The organism is Pelagibaculum spongiae (assembly GCF_003097315.1).
Classification (GTDB): Bacteria; Pseudomonadota; Gammaproteobacteria; order Enterobacterales; family Pelagibaculaceae; genus Pelagibaculum; species Pelagibaculum spongiae.
Genome location: NZ_QDDL01000001.1, coordinates 601355 through 622313 on the forward strand (window position 1 = coordinate 601355; position 20959 = coordinate 622313).

The following is a 20959-nucleotide window of genomic DNA, read 5'->3' on the forward strand; positions in this document are numbered from 1 at the left end:
ATGAAATCTAAAGCAATTCCTGTAGGCCGACAAGCATTCCGTGAATTAAATGCAAAAAAAATGGCGAACCCGATTAGGTTCGCCATTTTTTAACCAATAGCTAAGGGTAAATACTAAATTCCTTGGCTTTTTAGATACTCGTCATAAGTACCGTGGAAATCAACAATGCCAGTAGGCGTTAATTCGATAATCCGGGTTGCCAGCGAGGATACAAACTCGCGGTCATGGCTGACGAATAACAAGGTGCCTTCGTAGTTTTCCAGCGCTAGGTTTAAAGATTCAATTGATTCCATATCCAGGTGGTTGGTTGGCTCATCCATCACCAGAATATTAGGCTTTTGCAGCATCATTTTGCCGAATAGCATACGGCCTTGCTCACCACCAGAAATCACTTTAACTGATTTATCGATTTCTTTTTGTGAGAACAATAAACGGCCTAAAGTACCGCGAATGACTTGCTCGTCATCACCTTCTTGAGCCCACTGGAACATCCAATCCAGCAAAGGCTCACCACCTTCAAAGTCTGAGGCATGATCCTGAGCGTAATAACCAATCGCGTGATTTTCTGACCACTTCACTTCACCAGCAGTTAAGTCTGTCGCGCCCATCAAGCATTTGAGTAGCGTGGTTTTACCGGCACCGTTCGGGCCGATGATCGCAATGCGCTCACCCACTTCAACCATCATGCTCAAATCTTTAAACACTGGCTCATCATAGCTTTTCGCCATGCCTTCAATTTCCAGTGCCAAGCGGTGCAGCTTCTTGCTCTGTTCAAAACGAATAAACGGGTTTTGACGCGAAGAAGGCTTAACATCTTCCAGTTGGATTTTATCGATTTGCTTGGCGCGAGATGTTGCTTGCTTAGACTTAGAAGCGTTAGCAGAAAAACGACTAACAAAAGATTTCAATTCAGAAATTTGCGCTTTCTTCTTGGCATTTTCTGATAGTAATCGCTCACGCGCCTGGGTCGATGCCGTCATATATTGATCATAGGAACCCGGATAAACCCGCAGTTCACCATAATCCAGGTCTGCCATATGAGAGCAAACGCTGTTTAAGAAGTGGCGGTCGTGGGAAATAATAATCATGGTGCAGTTGCGCTGGTTCAGCACATCTTCCAACCATCGAATGGTATCGATATCCAAGTTGTTGGTTGGTTCGTCGAGCAACATAATATCTGGATCAGAAAACAGCACTTGTGCCAACAGCACACGTAATTTCCAACCGGGTGCAACATTACTCATCAAACCAAAATGCTGCTCCACCGGAATACCAACGCCCAGCAACAGCTCACCGGCGCGAGACTCTGCGGTGTAGCCATCCATTTCAGCAAATTCAGCTTCTAAATCACCGGCACGAATACCATCTTCTTCCGTCATATCTGGGTTAGCATAAATTGCATCCCGCTCTGACTTCACTGCCCACAGCTCGACATGACCCATGATTACCGTGTCGATGACACTGTATTCTTCATAAGCAAATTGATCCTGGCTCAGCTTACCAATTCGCTCATGGGGATCTTTGGAAACATTGCCCAGAGTTGCCTCAAGGTCATCACCTAAAATTTTCATGAAGGTTGACTTGCCCGAGCCATTAGCACCGATCAAGCCATAGCGATTGCCATTGCCAAATTTGACAGAAACATTTTCAAACAGTGGCTTGGCGCCAAACTGCATCGTGATATTAGAAGCGGTAAGCAAAGCAGGATTCCAATTGACTGATAAAACAAGCAACAACGCTCAGTCACTGCAGCAAAAGTGCCGCATCGAGCGATGGCCAAAATGGCGCGCATTATGACACATACCCGAGCCACTTCAAGATATGAGTATCAGGGTCTCTGGGCGAATCATGATCAAGGCAGATCTTTGTATTGATAGTTATTCCTTTAAAAAAAGCGCTAACAATGAACAGGTTTTGCTTAGAGATCGCCGAAGGGCTGGTTTAGAAACGTTTTACGCTTCCTTTTCGATTTGATAGAGAGTGTCTTGAAAGGCAGGGTTTTGAAAAGAGAATAATTATTTTGAGGTATTCATCGTTGCGCCTGTTCTTCCACTATTAACAGGTATGGCACATATAAACCCGGGTGCGCCCGCAGGCTTACCCAGGCTACGAAAATCGATTGATTTTCATTAATATCAGTCTGATATTTCGCTTAACGTCGAACTAAAGGTTGGGTAAGCCTTAAGGCGCACCCAACAATTTCATCTTGCGCTACCACTTAAATCACAACAGATAGAAAAAATAGCTATAACCAACAAAACATTCACATAAAAAATATTGAATAAAGATAAAAAAGTGACATAAAAATTCATCAATTAGAAAACAGTTAAATCTTCGCTTACAACAAAAAGCCTAAAGCTGTCTCAAAGCAACAGTTCGTCATGATATTTCATATAAATTATTTCTATCTATTGGATGCCTGATAGCTATCTGAAGCATTCTCACACATTAGTTCGCAACAATTTCAGCTGGAGTCGATATGTGGAATCGTCTGAATAAAGCAATGATGGGCTGCCAAATGTTATTTGGCCTGTCATTTTACGGTGTGATGATTATTTTAACCCGCTTCTTTTTAGAAGATTTGAAATACAGCGAAGCCGAAACCATGATGGTGGTCGGTGCTTTTTCATCCATCGGGCCGTTGTTTGCGATTGCTGGCGGCTTTATTGCCGATAAATTCCTCGGCGCTTACCGTTCACTCACAATTGCCTACGGTTGTTTTTCAGTCGGCTATGTTTTGTTAGTTTTAGGCGCATCGGCCGCCAGTGTTCCGCTCAGTTTGGCAGGCATTGCACTAGCAAGCTACGCGCGCGGTTTAATGTCACCGTCTTACCCTAGCCTGTTCCGCCGTACTTTTAAGTCTGGTGAAGATTTTGAGAATGGCTTCCCAGTCAACTATTCGGTTAACAATGTGGGCGCATTCCTTGGCCAGTACCTATTCCCACTAATGGTTTTAGCGGTTGGTTTTAATGGCAGCTTTGCTGTATCTGCTGCCATGGCCTTTATCGCAGTTTCAACATTAATAGCTTTCAAAAGTAAGTTTTCTAGCATTGCTTCTGAAATCGAAGCTCAACCGGTCAGCAAAAAAAACTGGCTGGCATTTCTTACCATTTCTATCGCAATGATCGGCCTAGTATTCTTTATGTTCGCCAACATGGACATCGGTAAAAACATTGTTTATGCAATTGGTGTCACCGCAATTGGCTACTTTATTTGGTTGATGATCAAATCAGAAAAATCCGACCAATTAAAAATGGGCACCATTTTAATTATGGTCGCTCTAACTACAGCATTTTTCGTTTACTACGGCCAAATGATGACCTCTATGACCATGGTAACCATCAACACAATGCGTGGCGATCTGTTCGGCTTTATTCCAATTGCCCCCGAAGCCTCCATGGCGATGAACCCATTGTGGTGCATAGTGGCAGGGCCAATTATTGCGCTGATTTTTTCTAACCTAGAAAAACGTGGCATTAATTTTTCTACCGCAACCAAAGTGGGCTTCTCATTTATTCTGACGGCCATCGCTTTTGGAATTTTAACCTTGGCTGTTTTAGGTGTCAGTGAAGATGCAGTAATCCGCCCAGAAATTTTCCTAGCCATTCACTTCTTCCAGGCATTTGCTGAAGTAGTGGTAGGCAGTTTAGTAGTGGCATTTATTCTGTCGGTCACGCCAAAGCATATTGAAAACTTTTCAGTCAGCCTGTTTTCAGTCGCAATTGCATTAAGCGGCATTGTCGGCGCGGTATTCTCCACTTCAATTGCCTTGGAAAAAGGTCAGAAGATCACCCAAGAAATCGTTCAAAACACCTACGGCGATTACTTTATGCTGCTAACCGTTCTCGCAGTGGTTATGGCAGCATTAGCCATGGTGGCTTCAGAAGTGATTCGTAAAATGCTAGATGCCGCAGAAGCAAATAAACCTGAGTCAGAAGACTTAGAAACTGCAAAAGCTAATGCGTAATATTTAAGTTTGATGACTGTATAAGGCGGTCTTCGGATCGCCTTTTTATTTGCGCCACCCAAAATTATAACGATACCGAAATCAATTTTTCTGATGATAATTTTCATTAACACAAACATTAAAACCTTACCCAGTTTCGAGTAGCGCGCTATATTCTTTCTGTTTTCTTGGTTTTATTGCACGACAAAAACCGGATATATTCCGGTTATCAATTTTTTATTTTTTAACGATTAGGCTTGGTCGATCAAACTAAACCGATAATCAAGGGGGTGGTTGATCTCCAGCCGCCTGTTGCGCACGCCAATCTTCGGTTTGTTGCTTCACTCGCTGGCGGAACTGCTTCAGGCTCACTGCATCACCAATCGCATAGGCAAACTGCCAAGCACTGGCCATTACCTTGCTACGACCACTCATAGTAGTGGCCCACCACAAAGCTTCGGTTTCAATGTTTAAGCGTTCAAAAATGGGGGGGAGAAAACTATCCATATGATACTTTTTATCATTTCTTGCCATGCGAGCGCTGGCATCTACCAGCTCCAAGTAATCTTTTAGTTTAAATGGCAGAGAGTGAACTTGATCTTTAATATTAATATTGGGTTGCACTTTGCTATCGACAAAAGGTTTTAACCGAGCAAAATTATAATCATATCGACATTTTTTATTTTTTCTGTTTTTGGGACTCTTGTTTCGTCGCAGGTTACTTTCGGCAAGTTCTGTTTCTAGCCGAGCCTGAACCGAAGTGTAATTCGAACTTTCTGGCGTTTGTGCAATACCGGCACGAAGCGGGTTAAGATCGACATAAGCCATACAAGTTAGCAGGGCTTGTTGATCCAGCAACGCTTGCGCCTTAAAACGCCCCTCCCAAAAACGACCTTTACATTGATCTTCCGCGTTGGCCATTCGTGCCAGCGGCTCGTTAATTGAGCGCATAAACCAGCTAATGGAATATAATCGCTTGCGGTAAATAGTATCAGCAGTTTCTTCAACCCATTGAATTTGTATTTGAGTCAGCGTGTGAAATTTGTCAGGGTCGAGATAATCTTTAACCCATGGATGTGCTTCGAATACCTTGCAGTATTGCAACAACACCTGCTTAATATTCCAATTTTTCGCGCGCTCCACATCCACAAAAACCACCAGGTGGTAGTGGTTGCTCATGACGGCGTAAGCTGCGATATCAACCGCGAACGCTTGGCTGAGTCGATCAACAATCCACTGGCGGCGATGGTCGTAATTTTTACGGTGCTTTTTGAGTAGTGTTGGATCTTCTCCGCACAACCACCCTCGCCTAACACAACGCGAAATTACATGGAGAAATGGATTTTCTTTCGGATCGTATAGAATCGCTCTGGGTGATGGCATGATGTGAAAATGACAACTTTTTCAAGCGCCGCTCCTGCAAACTTCAACGATTGCAATAGGTTAAACCAATTACAACCGCATGAGAAATTGAATATTTTTTGGTGGGTATAAGTCATATCTTGGGTGGCGTTATTCACTTTCTGGGTGGCGTCATTCACTTTAGGTGGCGTCATTCACTTTATGAGATTTCTTGTAAGCGAACCCCAAACTCAGATGGTAATTTACCTTCTCTTGTTGTAATTGAAGTTACTTCACATTCTATTTTGTGCTTAGTTTTGTGTGCCCCTTTACCAATATCAGAATAAGAAAGCTCTAGTGTTATATTTGGAATTTTGAGATCATAAAATTTCATTTCATTGTAAGCTTTTAACGATAGGTAGGCAGACACCAGTAACGCATATGATGGAGGCAAACTTACTTCTCTACCGGTATTGTCTTGGCTTAGAGGTAATAGATATTCAAACTCCTCAGATCTAGGGCTTGCATTCACCATAAATTGACCGCTTCCTTTTTTATTTATTGAAAGCATGTGTTCGGTTTTTTCAATATAGAATGATTGATGTGTTTTTTGCGCAAGATCGTTTACTTCGTCAAGAAATTTATCTCTTTCAAAAATCCACTTTGCAGTAACATTTTTGGCAGCTCCAAACCCTACATTTACTACCGTCAATCCAGCAAAATAAACCAGATTACTTTCTTCTTCGTTGTGTTTCCCCCACTCCATAGCTAACTCGACATCAGAAATTTTGCTAGGACGTAGTTGGAAATCATTTTGTAAAACACTAAGGTCAGGCTTATAGCTAGACTTTCGTTGCCTATAGAGTTCAAATAAAGTGCATGCGGCAATAATCGCTGTTAACAAAGCTCCAATGCTAGAAAGCAGAGATATCCATTCAATTGTATTCATTAACTCTCCAATTTAGCTCTCATAACAGCAGCCTATACGAATCTGATTCCTTATAGGTTGATATAGATATGAAAATAGGATTCAGCTTTAGCTGATTGCCAAGCCGCTAGCTATCTACTTTGAAGTTACTTTCACTATCTGTCAGCGACGGTATAACTCAATTCCAGACATGTCAATTGACTGAAATGTCATCAAATTTATGCTCAACAGAAGTATCGTTCTTGATAAGCCTTATCCTATTGAAACAAAACAATTTAACGCCAAAGCATCAAAACAACATATACGGATGATATTGGTTAAGTTTGACCGCTAGCAACGTTGTATATATAGCGCCCTCGATACGAGTGTTGTTTCTAGGTACGGTATGCGATTACAAGGTAACTGGTCATTCCAAGGCATTTTTAACCTGCTTTTCCAGATCTGATTTCAACGGATCAGCTCTGAACGCTTATTTTCACAACGGTGGCATTAATTCCAGCATATTGTTAGCGGGATGAATCGAAACCCACTTTAGGGCATCCGTTAAATAAATGGTCAGATTAATAAAAGCGCATATCCCATATTCCTGATGTCTCGAATCCATTAAAAATAAATTATTTTGATGGTGTTAAATAATACTCTGGAAAATCTCTGAATATTTCAGTCAGCTTTAGAACCTTACTCTCCCTGCATATGGATACCCGCCCTCCCTGGCGAGTATGACGTGGTAGCTGATTGCTTCGACGACAGCCACTCGCTCTGAGCCGTCATTCCGGGCGGGAAGTCATGCTAAAGCCGAGAAGCCGGAATCCATGTGCCAAGGATGGTAACTTGAAATCAAATCGAGCAACGACCCCGGTAAATAACTTTTAGCTCTGTTGCTATAGAAAGCACATTGGGACAAGCATCTGAAAAGATCATTTTATTCATCCCGCCATTGCTACCTTTACCGAGCAAAAGCTGGCATCGCAAACTCGACTGATTACAATAGCGGCAACTCTGTTATGGCTTTTGTTGCGAGCGACCATGATTTTCAAACGACGATCCCATTCAGCAAAGCGGGCTATTGGCCTGGCAATTTGCTGCAGCACGCTGTTTTTTAATGCGATTTTTTCTAACGCCATGGCGGCAAAGCCCGAAGCGCTGCAACCCTTGGCTGAAAGCTCAAGCCAGTGGCAGCAAACCTTGCAACAAGCCAAGGGGCAGTCTGTTTACTTCAATGCCTGGGGTGGTAGCGAAGCAATTAACGACCATATTCGCTGGGTAGCCAAACAGATAAAAATACAATATGGAATCCAGTTAAAGCACGTCAAGGTTGATGATATTGCACCGGTAGTGAGTCGTATCTTGACCGAAAAACAGGCCGGTAAAATATCTAACGGCAGTGTCGATATGGTTTGGATTAACGGTGAAAACTTCCGTGCGATGAAAAACAAAGGCCTGCTATTTGGTCCCTTCAGTAATCAATTACCTGCCACACGCTATATGGATTTGGCCAATCGGCCGAGTTTAACCCTCGATTTTGGTGAACCGGTCGATGGCATGGAAGCACCATGGGGCAAGGCACAGTTAGTATTTGTTTATAACAGCAAACGAGTAAAACAAACCCCACAATCAATCACTGATTTATTGCAATGGAGTAGTGCAAACCCAGGGCGTTTTACTTATCCGGCGCCTCCGGCATTTCTTGGTACGACTTTTTTAAAGCAAGTATTGACCGAACTAACCGAGCAACCCAACGTATTACAAGCACCGGTTACTCAGGCTAATTTCACCAAGGTCACGGCGCCCTTATGGAAATATCTAGATCAGCTGCACCCGCAGTTATGGCGTAAAGGGCGTGATTTCCCTACTGGCGGCGGCCAATTATTTCCGTTAATGGATGATGGCGAGCTAGATATAAGCTTCAGCTTTAACCCTAATGCAGCGAGCAATGCCATTGCCCAGGGTGAATTAGCAGATAACACCCGCAGCTTTGTAATGAAAAATGGCAGCATCGGCAACACTCACTTTTTGGCCATTCCATTTAATGCCGAAGCCAGCGCTGCCGCTCAGGTGGTGATTAACTTTATGCAATCACCTGATGCACAGTTAAATAAAGCTAACCCAGAAGAGGTTGGCGACCCAACTATATTAGCCATTAATGCTTTGCCAGAAAAATGGCAGAAAAAGTTTGCTCAATTACCATTAGGTGTTGCAACCCTAAGACCAGAGCAGCTAGGGAAAACCTTACCAGAACCCCACGCTAGTTGGGTTGAAGCATTAGAGCAGGCTTGGCTGGAACGCTATCGTTAATGGCCATTGCCAAAATGATTATTTGGCTGTTGCTGCTGCCGGTGGTTGCAGGAACAGCGCTGACATTAAGCAACGCTTTGAACTGGCAAATTTGGCCGGTGCTTTTTCAGACCCCTGCTTTATTTTCAATGCTGGGGCTGACCCTATGGGTCGCCTTGGCATCGACCTTTTTGTCACTGGCAACCGCTTTTTGTTTTATTAGCATTCGCAGCAAATGGTTTCGCGGCCGAAGTATTATTTCCCCGGTTTTAGCCATTCCTCATTCAGCGATTGCCATAGGTGTATTATTTCTATTGGCGCCTAGCGGGTGGATTATGCGGCTTGTCGCACAGCTAATGGGCTGGGATATTCCACCTGACTGGCTAAGTGTTCGCGACCCTTATGGGTTTAGTCTGATTGTTGCTTTATGGCTAAAAGAAGCGCCTTTTTTAATTTTAATGAGTATTAATGGCTGCAGCCAACTTCCAATAAATAAACTATTAGTCACCGGCCGATCGCTAGGTTACCACCCTTTTCAATGTTGGTTTAAATTAATCTGGCCGCAACTTTACCTAATTATTCGCAGCCCATTATTTATTGTTTTACTCTTTTCAATTTCAGTGGTCGAAGTACCACTAATTATTGGGCCCAACCTGCCACCTGTTTTTCAAGTACAGCTATTGCACTGGTTGCAAGACCCATTATTAGAAAGCGAAGCACTCGCTGCCGCAGCTAGTTTATTGTTAGTCAGCTTGTCTGCTATCGCAGTTATTATTTGGCTGCTAAGTGAAAAGCTATTTAAAACAGCATTTAAACGTTTCTGGCTATTCAATACAACAAGAAGCAAGCCCAACCGCGTTCTCGCTATGCTGTTTCACGGATTATCAATATTACCGCTAGCATTAGCTGGTTTAGCGCTAATTGTTATTGTTTTACGCTCATTTAGTTGGCGTTGGCCATTTCCCGATTTATTACCACAACTAACAACCAAATCATGGGAACGTTATCTGGAACAGCTATTGCCGGTATTGGCTGACAGCCTAACCATTGGATTTATCAGCACCACTATCGGGCTGGCATTAAGTATTCTGGTATTGCAAAGCGGATTAAAAATAAAAAAAACACAGAAAGTGGTATTATATTTACCCTTAATATTGCCACAGTTAATATTTATTCCCGGCATTCAAAAGCTACTTTTATGGAGTTCGATTGACGGCTATTTGCTAACCGTAGCACTGATTCATTTACTGTTTGTATTTCCATATTGCATGCTTTCGTTATCCGGCCCATGGCAGCAATTGGACCCTCGGTTATTACTGACTGCCAGAGCTTTAGGCAGAACACCTTGGCAGGCGTTACTCCAAATAAGATTGCCGATGATGTTGCAGCCATTGCTGACCACTTTTGCGCTGGGGTTTGCGGTAAGCTGCGCTTTATATATTCCTACTCTATTTGCGGGTAGCGGCAGAGTTTCAACTTTAATGACCGAAGCTGTCGCATTATCTTCCGGCGGCAATCGGCGCTTATTAGCACTCTATGCCTGCCTACAGATGCTCGCTCCAGTAGTGATCTGGCTGCTTGCAATCTGGTTACCACGATTTTTCTATCGCCATCGCAGCCAGCTGTTATTAAATGGAAAACCTTAGCGATTGAAATGTTTTGAAACAACTTGCCTCTGGAGCAGAAAAACCGTGAGCCTGACGATTAATAACCTTTCAATCCAACTCAATGAAAGATCAATTATTGATTCATTTAATTTGGAAATTTGTGCCGGAGAAATCTGGAGCATCATGGGGCCGAGCGGTTGCGGAAAATCTACTTTACTTAAAGCGATATGTGGTGCGTTATCCCACGGCAAAGATGGTGATTTTTTATTAAGCGGTGAAGTTTTTCTTAACCAACAAGCAATCCATCTTTTACCGATAGAGCAACGTAACATTGGGCTGTTGTTTCAAGATGATTTGTTATTCCCGCATATGGATGTTGCTGGCAATTTGGCCTTTGCATTACCCAGCAGCTTGTCTAAGCAACAAAAACAAAAGCGGATTGAACAAGCACTCGAAGAAGCGGAACTATCAGGTTTAGAAAACTACGATGTTGCCAAGCTTTCTGGTGGTCAACGGGCGCGCGTTAGTTTAATGAGAGCGTTGCTAGCCGAACCAAAAGCCATTTTACTCGACGAGCCATTTTCAAAGCTCGATAGTCGACTTAGGCACAGTTTTCGTCATAGCGTATTCGAGCTGATTGAAAAACGTAACATTCCTGCCTTGCTGGTTACCCATGATGAAGCTGATATAGCCAACTCCAATCATTTAATAAGATTTTCCTAACAACAATCGAATCGATCTAAACACGATCAGATATTTTCATTTAATAAATTAGAGAAAAGTAAATCAATTATGCTGGATAAATATGCACACCCACTGGTGCAAAAACCTTTAAACATTCTTGCCAAATTGCTTACCAATACTGGAATCACTGCCAACCAGATAACACTGTTTGGTTTTGCTATCGGCATGCTATGTATACCACTACTGGCTTTTGAGCAATACGGCTGGGCGTTAACTGCAATTGCAATGAACCGAATACTCGATGGGCTTGATGGCACCTTAGCTAGGTTACAAGGACCGACTGATCATGGTGGCTATTTAGATATTGTTTTAGATTTCATCTTTTATTCTGCGGTTATTTTTGGCTTTGCATTAGCCAACCCACAGCAAAACGCACTAGCTTCGGCGTTTCTTATCTTCTCGTTTATCGGAACAGGCTGTTCCTTTCTTGCCTTTGCCATTTTGGCGCAGAAACACAAGATAAACAGGGTTCAATTTTCTAACAAATCAATTCACTACTTAGAAGGCATAACCGAGGGTACTGAAACAATTGCTTTTTATTTTTTAATCTGCCTATTCCCTAACTGGTTCTCAATAGCCGCGTGGTTATTTGGTGGTTTGTGCTGGGTCACGACTATGGTCAGAATATGGGGTGGATTTCATACTATTCGTCAAAAAGCTGATTAATAAACCTGTTACAAGCCGTGAATACTTGTCACAATTGGAGGAAAGTTACGAAGTTTAAAAAGGTATATTTATGTTAAAGAAATGGCTACTGGCATGTGCCATTGTTCCTTGCGCACACACCGCTCAAGCAGCAAGTATTTGGACTGATCAAGACAATCGAATAGCAAACAAACAATCAATCGATACCCCAATCAGTACTAGTGGCAATGAAAGATTTTTGACTGCTGATATAGCACAACTTCGCCAACAACTCAGCCAGCCTGGATTGACCAAAACTATTTTGGAATTACCTATTCCAGAAGGTGGAATGATCCGTTTTGAAGTCAAGCTAGACAGTATTATGGCGCCAGAGCTCGCCAGTGAATTTCCGAAAATCAGAACCTTCAAAGGTCATCAAATTGGAAACCCTAGCAATGTGGGGCGGTTCGATATAACACCGCAAGGCTTTCACGCCATGTTCAGCAACAAACAACAGCTGGTTTATATCGATCCGGTTCATGTTGAAACTGATAAGCAATATAAGAGTTATCGCTATTTAAAGCCTTCCAATAGAAATTTCTCTGATCGGGTAATTGGTGAGTTAAACCTAGACAACATCCAGGCAGCAGCAAAAGACCCACAGCAAACTAGCACTAGCGATTTAAGAAAATTTAGAATTGCAGTTGCTGCAAGTGGTGAATATACCCAGTTTCATGGTGGCACTGTATCTAAAGGCATGGCCGCAGTGACTACTGCAATCAACCGAGTCAATCAGCTTTATCAGCGCGACCTTTCAATAAAACTTGAACTGGTCGCTGGCAACCAAGATTTAATTTTCACCAATAAGCGCACCGATCCATTTGATAACACCAGCTACGACATTGACGAAGCAGCATCTGCAATCAACAGCAGAATTAGTTCTAACAGCTATGATATAGGCCATGTATTTAACACCGGCGGCGGTGGCCTGGCTAGTTTAGGTAGCGTTTGCGGTAGATATAAAGCTGAAGGTATCACTGGCTCTGACCAACCAACAGGCGATGCATTTCATGTCGATTATGTTGCCCATGAAATTGGCCATCAATTTGGTGCAGAGCATACATTTAACGGCACTCTTAGAAACTGTAGCGGCGATAACCGGTCTGATAGCTCAGCCTACGAACCTGGTAGCGGCAGCACCATCATGGCCTATGCCGGTATTTGCGAAGATGATGATTTACAGAGAAATTCCGACCCTTACTTCCACACACGCTCTATTTCCCAAATAAATACTTTTGTTCGTTATTCTGGAACATGCTTCAGTAAAGAATCATACCAAAACACTAAACCATCTTCCAACGCTGGCAAGAATTATATTATTCCAGCCAACACACCTTTTCGGTTAGAAGGTTCTGCAACAGATTTAGATAACGATCAACTAAGCTATAGCTGGGAGCAATATGATACCGGTGTCGCTAACTCAAACCTCGATCGCGACAGAGGCAACGGTCCAATTTTTCGAGTTTGGCCACCAAAAGCTACCCCTGTCAGATATCTACCTAGGCTAGAAGATGTCATTAATGGCATTACTGCCAAAGGGGAAACCTACCCAACAACATCCCGCACCTTGAATTTTCGCTTGGTTACCAGAGATGGAAAAGGCGGCGTATCCTATGATTCCAGTCAAATCACTGTCCGTTCAGGTTCAGGGTTCGAAATTACATCTCCCGAAAGCAGTGTAAGCTGGACGGCTGGCAGCCAACAGTCTGTAAGCTGGAATGTTGCTCAAACAAACCGCGATCCGATTAACTGCTCAAGCGTTGATATAAAGATACTTAAAGATATCGAGAGCGATCCTATTCTGATTACTCAAGCTGAGAATAACGGCGCTGCATTATTCACAGTGCCAAACATCACTACTACTAATGCTCGATTAATGGTTAGCTGCAGCGATAATATTTTCTTTGCAATTACCAAGTCAGCCTTGCGGATTACCGGCAGCACCAACAACCAAGCACCGCAGGTCACTGGTCAAAAGAACATCATTGAAGTGATCTCTGGCCAATCATTCACGATATCTCCAAGCCAGTTAACCATCAAAGATTCCGATAGCGATAACTTCACAGCAATCGTTAAATCAGGAGACAATTACACTGTTAGCGGCACACGAGTAACCCCAGATAATGAGTTTACTGGAACCTTATCTATCCCCGTTCAAGTCAGCGATGGTCAATCGTCCAGTAATATTTTTAATATGACCATTGAGGTTTTTGCACCTTTAAGCATTACCGGACAAACCAAGTTAACTTTCGAATCGGGTAAAGCTTTAACTATTTCCACTGAGGATTTACAGCTTTCTGGCACATCAACGGGCATTCAATACACTTTGAATATTCTCCCAGGAAATAATTACAATGTGTCTGGCACAACAATTACCGCCACCAATAATTTCTTTGGTATTTTAACAATTCCCGTTAAGGTCAGCGGTAACCAGCAGACCTCTGCGCTGTTCAACTTGAAAGTACAAGTAACCGTTCCAGTTATTCCTCTAGTTATTACGGGGCAATCCGAGTTAACCGTTGAGTCAGGTAAAGCATTAACGCTTTCTGTTGAAGACTTACAACTTTCTGGAAAATCAACGAGTGTTCAATACACTTTAAATATTCTCCCAGGAAATAATTACAACGTGTCTGGCACAGCAATTACTGCTGACCGTAACTTCTCCGGCACTTTAACGGTTCCTGTAGAAGTCAGCGGTGGCCAGAAAACTTCTGCGCTGTTCAACCTGAAAGTACAAGTAACTGCCCCAGTCATTCCACCTGTTATTCCGCTGGTTATTACAGGCCAATCTGACTTAACTGTTGAGTCGGGTAAAACATTAACGCTTTCTGTTGAAGACTTACAACTTTCTGGAAAATCAACGAGTGTTCAATACACTTTGAATATTCTCCCAGGAAATAACTACAGCGTGGTAAGTAATACGATTACTGCTTCTAGTAGCTTTAGCGGTTTCTTAACCGTTCCAGTTGAAGTTAGTGGTGGCGAACAAACGTCTAGTCGTTTCGATTTACAAGTTTCTGTAACCAAACCGGCTCCTGTTGATCCAGAACCAACCGATCCGGGTGATGACGACAAACAAAGCGGCGGCGGTAGCTTGCCATTATGGGCACTAGCCTTACTGCTATTGCCTGCATTCAGGAGAAAATAGTGAAGCAACTACTAACCGTAGTTGTGGTATCTCTTTTACTTTGTGCCTGCACTTTGCAGGCACAAAGTAATAGCCCTGCCACTGAAAGCCAACCCAAACAGCTATTGGAAACTTCAGCTAAGCAATTAGCCAAAGCCAGCGCTGAAAAAGGTGACACCCGATTATTGTATTTGCCGATCCGAGGTAATCCAATTCCGGGAATCGCTGTAGAACAAAAACAGGCTGCAATCAATAAATGTGGCAGCCAACCCATCAAAGGCTTTAAAGATAATTTTACTGCTGATGAAAAAAAAGATTTATTGAAAAAAATGGCTTTCGCTAAACAATATAATCTAGTGATGATTGATTTTTGTTTTAATTAATTTATTGCCAGCAATAAAAAGCCCGGATGATTTAAAACCATCCGGGCTTTTTATTTAACTTTAATTTATTCCAATTACTTTTTACGTTTTGGAATAAACAAGTCAGTTACTGTACCTTCAAACACTTCTGTCGCCATCATAAAGGTTTCAGTCAGTGTTGGGTGGGGCTGAATTGTCAAAGAGATATCTTCAGCAGTACAACCCATTTCAATCGCTAATGATGCCTGACCGATCAAGTCGCCTGCGTGGCTACCTGTGATGCCGCAACCGATTAAACGGTGGGTATCTTTATCAAACAACACCTTGGTAAAGCCTTCTTCACGACCCATTGACAGAGCACGACCGCTAGCAGCCCATGGGAATGCACCCTTACCGTAGTTCAAGCCTTGTTCTTTAGCCTGAATCTCACTGACACCTACCCATGCAACTTCTGGATCGGTATAAGCAACAGAAGGAATTACCGACGCTTCGAAATAGTTCTTCTCACCGGAGATAACTTCTGCTGCCAAGCGCCCTTCTGGAACCGCTTTATGCGCCAACATTGGGTTGCTGGTGATATCACCAATCGCGTAAATGTGCGGCACATTAGTGCGCTGCTGGCGATCAGATGCGATGAAACCACGATCATCAACTTCAACACCGGCTTTTTCAGCACCAATCAGCTTGCCATTTGGAAGACGACCCACTGACTGCAAGATTTTGTCATAACGCTGGGGTTCAGCAGGTGCTTTTTTGCCTTCGAAAGTAACCCAAAGGCCATCTTCTTTAGCTTCACAAGCAACGACTTTGGTTTCCAGCATGATGTCGTATTGCTTTTTAATTCGCTTCATCAGCGGCTGAACAAGGTCTTTATCACAACCAGGGAAAATCTGGTTCTGCAATTCAACAACACTGATATTAGAGCCCAACGCATTGTAAACCTGCGCCATCTCTAAACCGATAATACCACCACCGATTACCAGCATTTTCTCAGGAACATCTTTCAGTTCTAGAGCGCCAGTAGAGTTAATGATTCGGTCATCCTTAGGCAGGAATGGCAAATCAATCGGGCGTGAACCCGCAGCAATGATGGCATTTTCAAAGGTGATTTCAGTCTCGCCTTCTGGGCCTTTTACCAGCAAAGTATTAGAGCCAGTAAACTCGCCAACACCTTGAACCAGATTAACCTTGCGCTGCTTTGACATCGCTTTCAGGCCGCTGGTTAACTTGGTGATAACTGAATCTTTCCAAGCACGAACCTTATCAATATCGATTGTCGGCTCACCGAAGCTGATACCGTGCTCTGATACCTGCGCAGCTTCATCTTTAACCTTGGCAACATGTAACAATGCCTTGGAAGGGATACAACCAACATTCAGGCAAACACCACCAATTTCAGAAAACTTTTCTACCAAAGTAACTTGCAGACCTAAGTCAGCAGCACGGAAAGCAGCAGAATAACCGCCTGGGCCAGAACCCAGAACAACGGTATGAGTAGTAATTTTTTCCATTAACCGATCCTTTACAGCAGCAGGTTACGCAGATCGTTCAACGCAGCACTCAAGGTGACGATAAATCGTGCAGCCTGTGCTCCGTCAACCACGCGGTGATCATAAGACAACGCCAATGGCAACATTAAGCGTGGCTCGAATTCCTTACCGTTCCAGACAGGCTTCATCTGACTACGGGAAATGCCGAGGATACCGACATCTGGCCAGTTAACAATTGGGGTAAATGAGGTACCACCAATGCCGCCGAGGCTAGAAATAGTAAAGCAACCACCAGACATATCTGAAGGCTTTAACAGCCCTTTACGTGCCTTGACCGAGATTTCACCCAACTCTTCAGCCAGCTCAATCAGGCTTTTTTGGTCAACATCACGAATCACTGGAACCACCAAACCATTTGGCGTATCGACTGCAACACCAATGTGGTAGTACTGCTTGAGTACTAGGTTTTCGCCAGTTTCATCTAAGGATGCATTAAATTCAGGCTCAGCCTGCAACGCATGAACCGCAGCCTTCATCATAAACACTAATGGTGTCAGACGAATGCCCTGCTCTTTCAACTTGGCACCTTTGGCCTTGCGGAAAGCTTCCATCTCAGTGATATCAGCTTCATCAAACTGAGTCACATGAGGAATGGTTACCCAGTTACGATGCAAGAAATTAGCAGTTAATCTTTTGATTTTGTTCAGCGGACGTACTTCAACATCGCCAAACTTGCTGAAATCCATTTTCGGGAAGTCAGCAACTTGCAAACCATTGCCGGCAACCGGCGCACCACTTGTTGCAACCGGAGTTTGTCCCGATTGAACTTGTGTCATGGTTTGTTTAACAAATGCTTCAACATCTTCAGATTTAATACGACCTGAACGACCAGAGCCTTTAACTTGAGTCAGGTTGACACCCAAACGATTCGCCAAACGACGTACCGCAGGTGATGCATAGATATTGCTTGAAACCTGATATAAGGCATTCACTGGCTGAACATTGGCCGGCGCAACCGCTGCTGCTGGACTGGCTGCTTGTGCTACAGGTGCTTTTTCAGCAGGTGCAACTGGTGCAGGCGCTGATTCAGCAACCGGCGCTGGAGCTGATGCTGCGCCAACTGGCTCTAGCATTAACACCAAATCGCCTAGTGAAACTTTATCACCAACAACGACTTTAATTTCAGTCACTTTACCCGCAGCAGGTGCAGGAATTTCCATCGAAGCTTTGTCACTTTCTAGAGTAATGATCGCTTGCTCAGCTTCAATCACATCTCCAACCGCAACATGTACTTCAATAACGTCAACCTGACCGTCTGAACCGATATCTGGAACAGTAACTGGCTCAGGTGCGCCAGAAGCAACAACAGCTGCTGCAACGGGCGCCGCCGCAGGAGCGGGTGCTGCTTCAGCTGGTTTGGCAGCTTCAACTGGTGCGGCAACTTCTGCCGGTGCCGCTTCAACAGCTGCAGAAGCGACTTCCAATTTGATCAGCAAATCACCTTCGCTAACCTTATCGCCAATCTTCAGACAAATTTCTTTTATTACACCGGCTTCAGGAGAAGGCAGTTCCATGGAAGCTTTGTCGCTTTCCAAGGTCACTAATGCATCTTCAACTGCAACGCTATCGCCAACCGCGACGTGTAATTCAATAAGTTCGGAGCTATCAGCACCGATATCTGGAATCCTGATTTCAACCATGACCAGAAAAATCTCCTTTAGCGGAAGCCGCGGACTATACAGTCCACGGAGCCGGCTTGCTGTTGTCGATGCCGTAGCGTTTGATTGCTTCTGCGGCTACTGAAGCTTCGATACGACCTTGATCGGCCAGCGTCTTCAGAGTTGCCAAAACAACGTAACGACGATCTACTTCGAAGAATTCGCGCAATTCAGCACGGGTGTCACTGCGACCGAAGCCATCAGTACCCAATACGGTGAATTTACGCTCGCCACCTTGCGGATCGGTCGGCAAGAATGGACGAATCTGCTCAGGGTAACCACGCATATAGTCAGTCGCAGCAATCACAGGGCCGTCAGCATCTTTCAACAGCTCGGTGATGTAGGCTAACTTAACAGGTGCTTCAGGATTCAGCAGATTTTCACGTTCAACCAGATCGGCTTCACGCTTCAATTCGTTAAAGCTGGTAATACTCCAAACATCGGATTGAATACCGAAGTCTTCAGCCAACATTTCAGCTGCCGCTTCAACTTCACGCAAGATCGTACCGCCACCCATCAACTGGACTTTAATACCCTTATCGCCAACAGACTTCAGCTTGTAGCCACCCTTGAGGATGCCTGCTTCTGTGCCTGCTTCTAGGGCAGGTTGTGTGTAGTTTTCATTCATTGCGGTGATGTAGTAGAAGACGTTCTCTTGCTGGTTCATCATCCGATCGATACCGTCTTGAACGATCACTGCCATTTCATGTGCATAGCAAGGATCGTAAGCAACACAGTTAGGAATCAAACCAGCCTGAATCATGCCGTGACCATCTTGGTGTTGCAGGCCTTCACCCGCTAGGGTAGTACGACCAGCCGTGGCACCAATCAGGAAGCCACGTGCGTTCATGTCACCAGCTGCCCAAGCCAGATCACCAATACGCTGGAATCCGAACATTGAGTAGTAGATGTAGAACGGCAGCATGGAAACGCCGTTAGTGCTGTAGGAAGTTGCAGCAGACAACCAGCTGGAGAATGCGCCAGCTTCGTTGATGCCTTCTTCTAAAATCTGACCTTGTTTATCTTCCTTGTAGAACATCACCTGATCGGCATCTACTGGACGATATAACTGGCCTACCGATGAGTAGATACCCAGTTGACGGAACAGACCTTCCATACCAAAGGTACGGGCTTCATCTGGCACAATCGGCACCAGACGATCTTTAAGGTTCTTATCTTTAGTCAGAATGTTCAGCATGCGAACAAATGCCATAGTCGTTGACATTTCGCGCTCGCCAGAGCCCTTAGTTAATGGGGCAAAAGCTTCTAATGCTGGCGCAGGCAACTTTTCTGCCGCCTGATTGCGGTGTGGTAAGTAACCACCCAATTCTTGACGACGCTCCTGCAAATATTTCATTTCAGGGCTGTCATCAGCTGGACGGTAATAAGGAACACCTTCCAGTTGTGCATCAGTAATCGGGATATCAAAACGATCGCGGAACTGACGAATATGTTCCTCGTTCATTTTCTTAGTTTGATGCGCCTTATTCAGTGCTTCACCCGCATCACCCATGCCGTAACCTTTGATGGTTTTAGCAAGGATTACGGTAGGCTGACCTTTATGGGCAACCGCTTCAGCATAAGCTGCATAAACCTTATGAGGATCGTGACCACCACGGTTCAGGCGCCATACGTCGTCGTCACTCATGCCGGCAACCATTTCTTTCAGCTCTGGAGACTTGCCGAAGAAATGCTCACGAACATAGGCACCGTCATGGGCTTTATAAGTCTGGTAATCACCGTCTAGAACTTCTTCCATCCGCTTGAGCAACAAACCTTCGTTGTCGCGTGCCAGCAGTGGATCCCAGTGGCGACCCCAAATCACTTTAACCGCATTCCAGCCAGCACCACGGAAGTTGCCTTCCAGCTCCTGGATGATCTTGCCGTTACCACGAACAGGGCCGTCAAGACGTTGCAGGTTACAGTTGATTACAAAGATCAGGTTATCTAGCTTCTCACGGCCTGCCAGTGCGATAGCGCCCTGTGATTCAGGCTCATCCATTTCACCGTCACCGCAGAAACACCAAACTTTACGAGAACCCGCTTTAATCAGACCACGGTCTTCCATGTACTTCAGGAAACGTGCCTGATAGATCGCCTGGATTGGACCCAGACCCATGGAAACGGTGGAGAACTGCCAGTAATCAGGCATCAGTCGAGGATGCGGATAAGAAGAAAGACCTTTCTTACCATTGGCTTCCTGACGGAATAACTCCAAATCATCTTCGCCCAAGCGGCCTTCTAGGAAGGAGCGAGCGTAAATGCCAGGTGCACAGTGACCTTGGATATAAACCAGGTCAGCACCATCTTTGGCCTCAGGGCCTTTCCAGAAATGGTTGAAACCTATGTCATATAAAGTCGCCGAAGAAGCAAAGCTGGATAAGTGCCCACCAAGTTCTGTGGTTTTCTGATTGGCACGAATAACCATAGCCATGGCATTCCAACGAATCAGAGAACGTATCCGGCGCTCCATCGAAGCATCACCCGGTAAAGGAGTTTGCTTGTTGGTTGGGATCGTATTGATGTAAGCGGTGGTCGCTTTGTAAGGTAAATAAGCGCCGCTTCGACGGGCTTTATCGATCAATTCTTCTAGAAGATAATGGGCGCGTTCTGGTCCATCTTTCTCAAGAACTGATTGTAGGGACTCAATCCATTCGCGGGTTTCTTCTGGATCAAGATCAAATTTATCTAGTTCAGCCATAGGCTCCTCGGTCCTGATTTTATTTACTGTTGGCTTG

The 20959-nt window shown here is 44.2% G+C and carries 14 protein-coding genes; 7 read left to right on the forward strand and 7 right to left on the reverse strand.

The window, feature by feature from the left end; all coding sequences use genetic code 11:
- Nucleotides 1-113 precede the first annotated feature (113 nt).
- Complete coding sequence (locus tag DC094_RS02660) at nt 114-1700, reverse strand: ABC-F family ATPase (RefSeq protein WP_116686180.1); 1587 nt, start codon at nt 1698-1700, stop codon at nt 114-116.
- Nucleotides 1701-2479: 779 nt separating this feature from the next.
- Here DC094_RS02660 and DC094_RS02665 point away from each other — a divergent pair.
- Nucleotides 2480-3967 carry a peptide MFS transporter gene (locus DC094_RS02665; RefSeq protein WP_116685532.1) on the forward strand — a complete coding sequence of 496 codons (1488 nt, stop codon included), beginning with the start codon at nt 2480-2482 and terminating at the stop codon, nt 3965-3967.
- Between the two features lie 261 nt (nt 3968-4228).
- On the opposite strand, the gene DC094_RS02670 is transcribed toward DC094_RS02665, so the two are convergent.
- The 3 genes from DC094_RS02670 to DC094_RS02680 form a co-directional block, all read right to left on the reverse strand.
- A complete protein-coding gene (locus DC094_RS02670) occupies nt 4229-5329 on the reverse strand; it encodes a transposase (RefSeq protein WP_116685533.1) in 1101 nt (366 codons plus the stop codon).
- Between the two features lie 178 nt (nt 5330-5507).
- A complete protein-coding gene (locus DC094_RS02675; protein ID WP_116685534.1) occupies nt 5508-6236 on the reverse strand; it encodes a hypothetical protein in 729 nt (242 codons plus the stop codon).
- A gap of 905 nt (nt 6237-7141) precedes the next feature.
- Nucleotides 7142-7339: a hypothetical protein gene (locus DC094_RS02680; RefSeq protein WP_116685535.1), complete on the reverse strand. Its 198-nt coding sequence runs from the start codon at nt 7337-7339 to the stop codon at nt 7142-7144.
- Here DC094_RS02680 and DC094_RS02685 point away from each other — a divergent pair.
- The 6 genes from DC094_RS02685 to DC094_RS02710 all read left to right on the forward strand — a co-directional run bounded on the left by DC094_RS02685 (nt 7338) and on the right by DC094_RS02710 (nt 15034).
- Entirely contained in the window at nt 7338-8510 is a 1173-nt protein-coding gene (locus tag DC094_RS02685; RefSeq protein WP_116685536.1) for an ABC transporter substrate-binding protein, read from the forward strand. The two genes, DC094_RS02680 and DC094_RS02685, sit on opposite strands and share 2 nt — an antisense overlap.
- On the forward strand, nt 8510-10135 hold the full coding sequence (locus DC094_RS02690; RefSeq protein ID WP_116685537.1) for an ABC transporter permease: 1626 nt from the start codon (nt 8510-8512) through the stop codon (nt 10133-10135). Before DC094_RS02685 ends, DC094_RS02690 begins: the two co-directional genes overlap by 1 nt.
- Nucleotides 10136-10180: 45 nt before the next feature.
- Nucleotides 10181-10819: an ATP-binding cassette domain-containing protein gene (locus tag DC094_RS02695; RefSeq protein WP_116685538.1), complete on the forward strand. Its 639-nt coding sequence runs from the start codon at nt 10181-10183 to the stop codon at nt 10817-10819.
- A 69-nt stretch (nt 10820-10888) separates the two neighbouring features.
- Nucleotides 10889-11506 carry a CDP-alcohol phosphatidyltransferase family protein gene (locus DC094_RS02700; protein ID WP_116685539.1) on the forward strand — a complete coding sequence of 206 codons (618 nt, stop codon included), beginning with the start codon at nt 10889-10891 and terminating at the stop codon, nt 11504-11506.
- 70 nt (nt 11507-11576) lie between these two features.
- Nucleotides 11577-14672 (forward strand): reprolysin-like metallopeptidase, encoded by a 3096-nt coding sequence (locus DC094_RS02705; protein ID WP_116685540.1) that lies wholly within the window; start codon nt 11577-11579, stop codon nt 14670-14672.
- Nucleotides 14672-15034: a hypothetical protein gene (locus tag DC094_RS02710; RefSeq protein ID WP_116685541.1), complete on the forward strand. Its 363-nt coding sequence runs from the start codon at nt 14672-14674 to the stop codon at nt 15032-15034. Before DC094_RS02705 ends, DC094_RS02710 begins: the two co-directional genes overlap by 1 nt.
- A 74-nt stretch (nt 15035-15108) precedes the next feature.
- On the opposite strand, the gene lpdA is transcribed toward DC094_RS02710, so the two are convergent.
- The 3 genes from lpdA to aceE are packed head-to-tail and all read right to left on the reverse strand — an operon-like array spanning nt 15109 to nt 20922.
- Nucleotides 15109-16524, reverse strand: coding sequence for a dihydrolipoyl dehydrogenase (gene lpdA / locus DC094_RS02715; RefSeq protein ID WP_116685542.1), 1416 nt, complete (start codon nt 16522-16524; stop codon nt 15109-15111).
- Between the two features lie 11 nt (nt 16525-16535).
- Entirely contained in the window at nt 16536-18203 is a 1668-nt protein-coding gene (gene aceF / locus DC094_RS02720; RefSeq protein WP_116685543.1) for a dihydrolipoyllysine-residue acetyltransferase, read from the reverse strand.
- Nucleotides 18204-18237: 34 nt separating this feature from the next.
- Complete coding sequence (aceE, locus tag DC094_RS02725; protein WP_116685544.1) at nt 18238-20922, reverse strand: pyruvate dehydrogenase (acetyl-transferring), homodimeric type; 2685 nt, start codon at nt 20920-20922, stop codon at nt 18238-18240.
- Nucleotides 20923-20959: the final 37 nt, after the last annotated feature.

Coding starts and splice junctions, on each gene's coding strand:
- DC094_RS02685 (WP_116685536.1), top strand. CDS start 7,338: ATGGCGGCAAAGCCCGAAGCGCTGCAACCCTTGGCTGAAAGCTCAAGC.
- DC094_RS02680 (WP_116685535.1), bottom strand. CDS start 7,339: ATGGCGTTAGAAAAAATCGCATTAAAAAACAGCGTGCTGCAGCAAATT.
- DC094_RS02675 (WP_116685534.1), bottom strand. CDS start 6,236: ATGAATACAATTGAATGGATATCTCTGCTTTCTAGCATTGGAGCTTTG.
- lpdA (WP_116685542.1), bottom strand. CDS start 16,524: ATGGAAAAAATTACTACTCATACCGTTGTTCTGGGTTCTGGCCCAGGC.
- DC094_RS02705 (WP_116685540.1), top strand. CDS start 11,577: ATGTTAAAGAAATGGCTACTGGCATGTGCCATTGTTCCTTGCGCACAC.
- DC094_RS02690 (WP_116685537.1), top strand. CDS start 8,510: ATGGCCATTGCCAAAATGATTATTTGGCTGTTGCTGCTGCCGGTGGTT.
- aceE (WP_116685544.1), bottom strand. CDS start 20,922: ATGGCTGAACTAGATAAATTTGATCTTGATCCAGAAGAAACCCGCGAA.
- DC094_RS02670 (WP_116685533.1), bottom strand. CDS start 5,329: ATGCCATCACCCAGAGCGATTCTATACGATCCGAAAGAAAATCCATTT.
- DC094_RS02665 (WP_116685532.1), top strand. CDS start 2,480: ATGTGGAATCGTCTGAATAAAGCAATGATGGGCTGCCAAATGTTATTT.
- DC094_RS02700 (WP_116685539.1), top strand. CDS start 10,889: ATGCTGGATAAATATGCACACCCACTGGTGCAAAAACCTTTAAACATT.
- aceF (WP_116685543.1), bottom strand. CDS start 18,203: ATGGTTGAAATCAGGATTCCAGATATCGGTGCTGATAGCTCCGAACTT.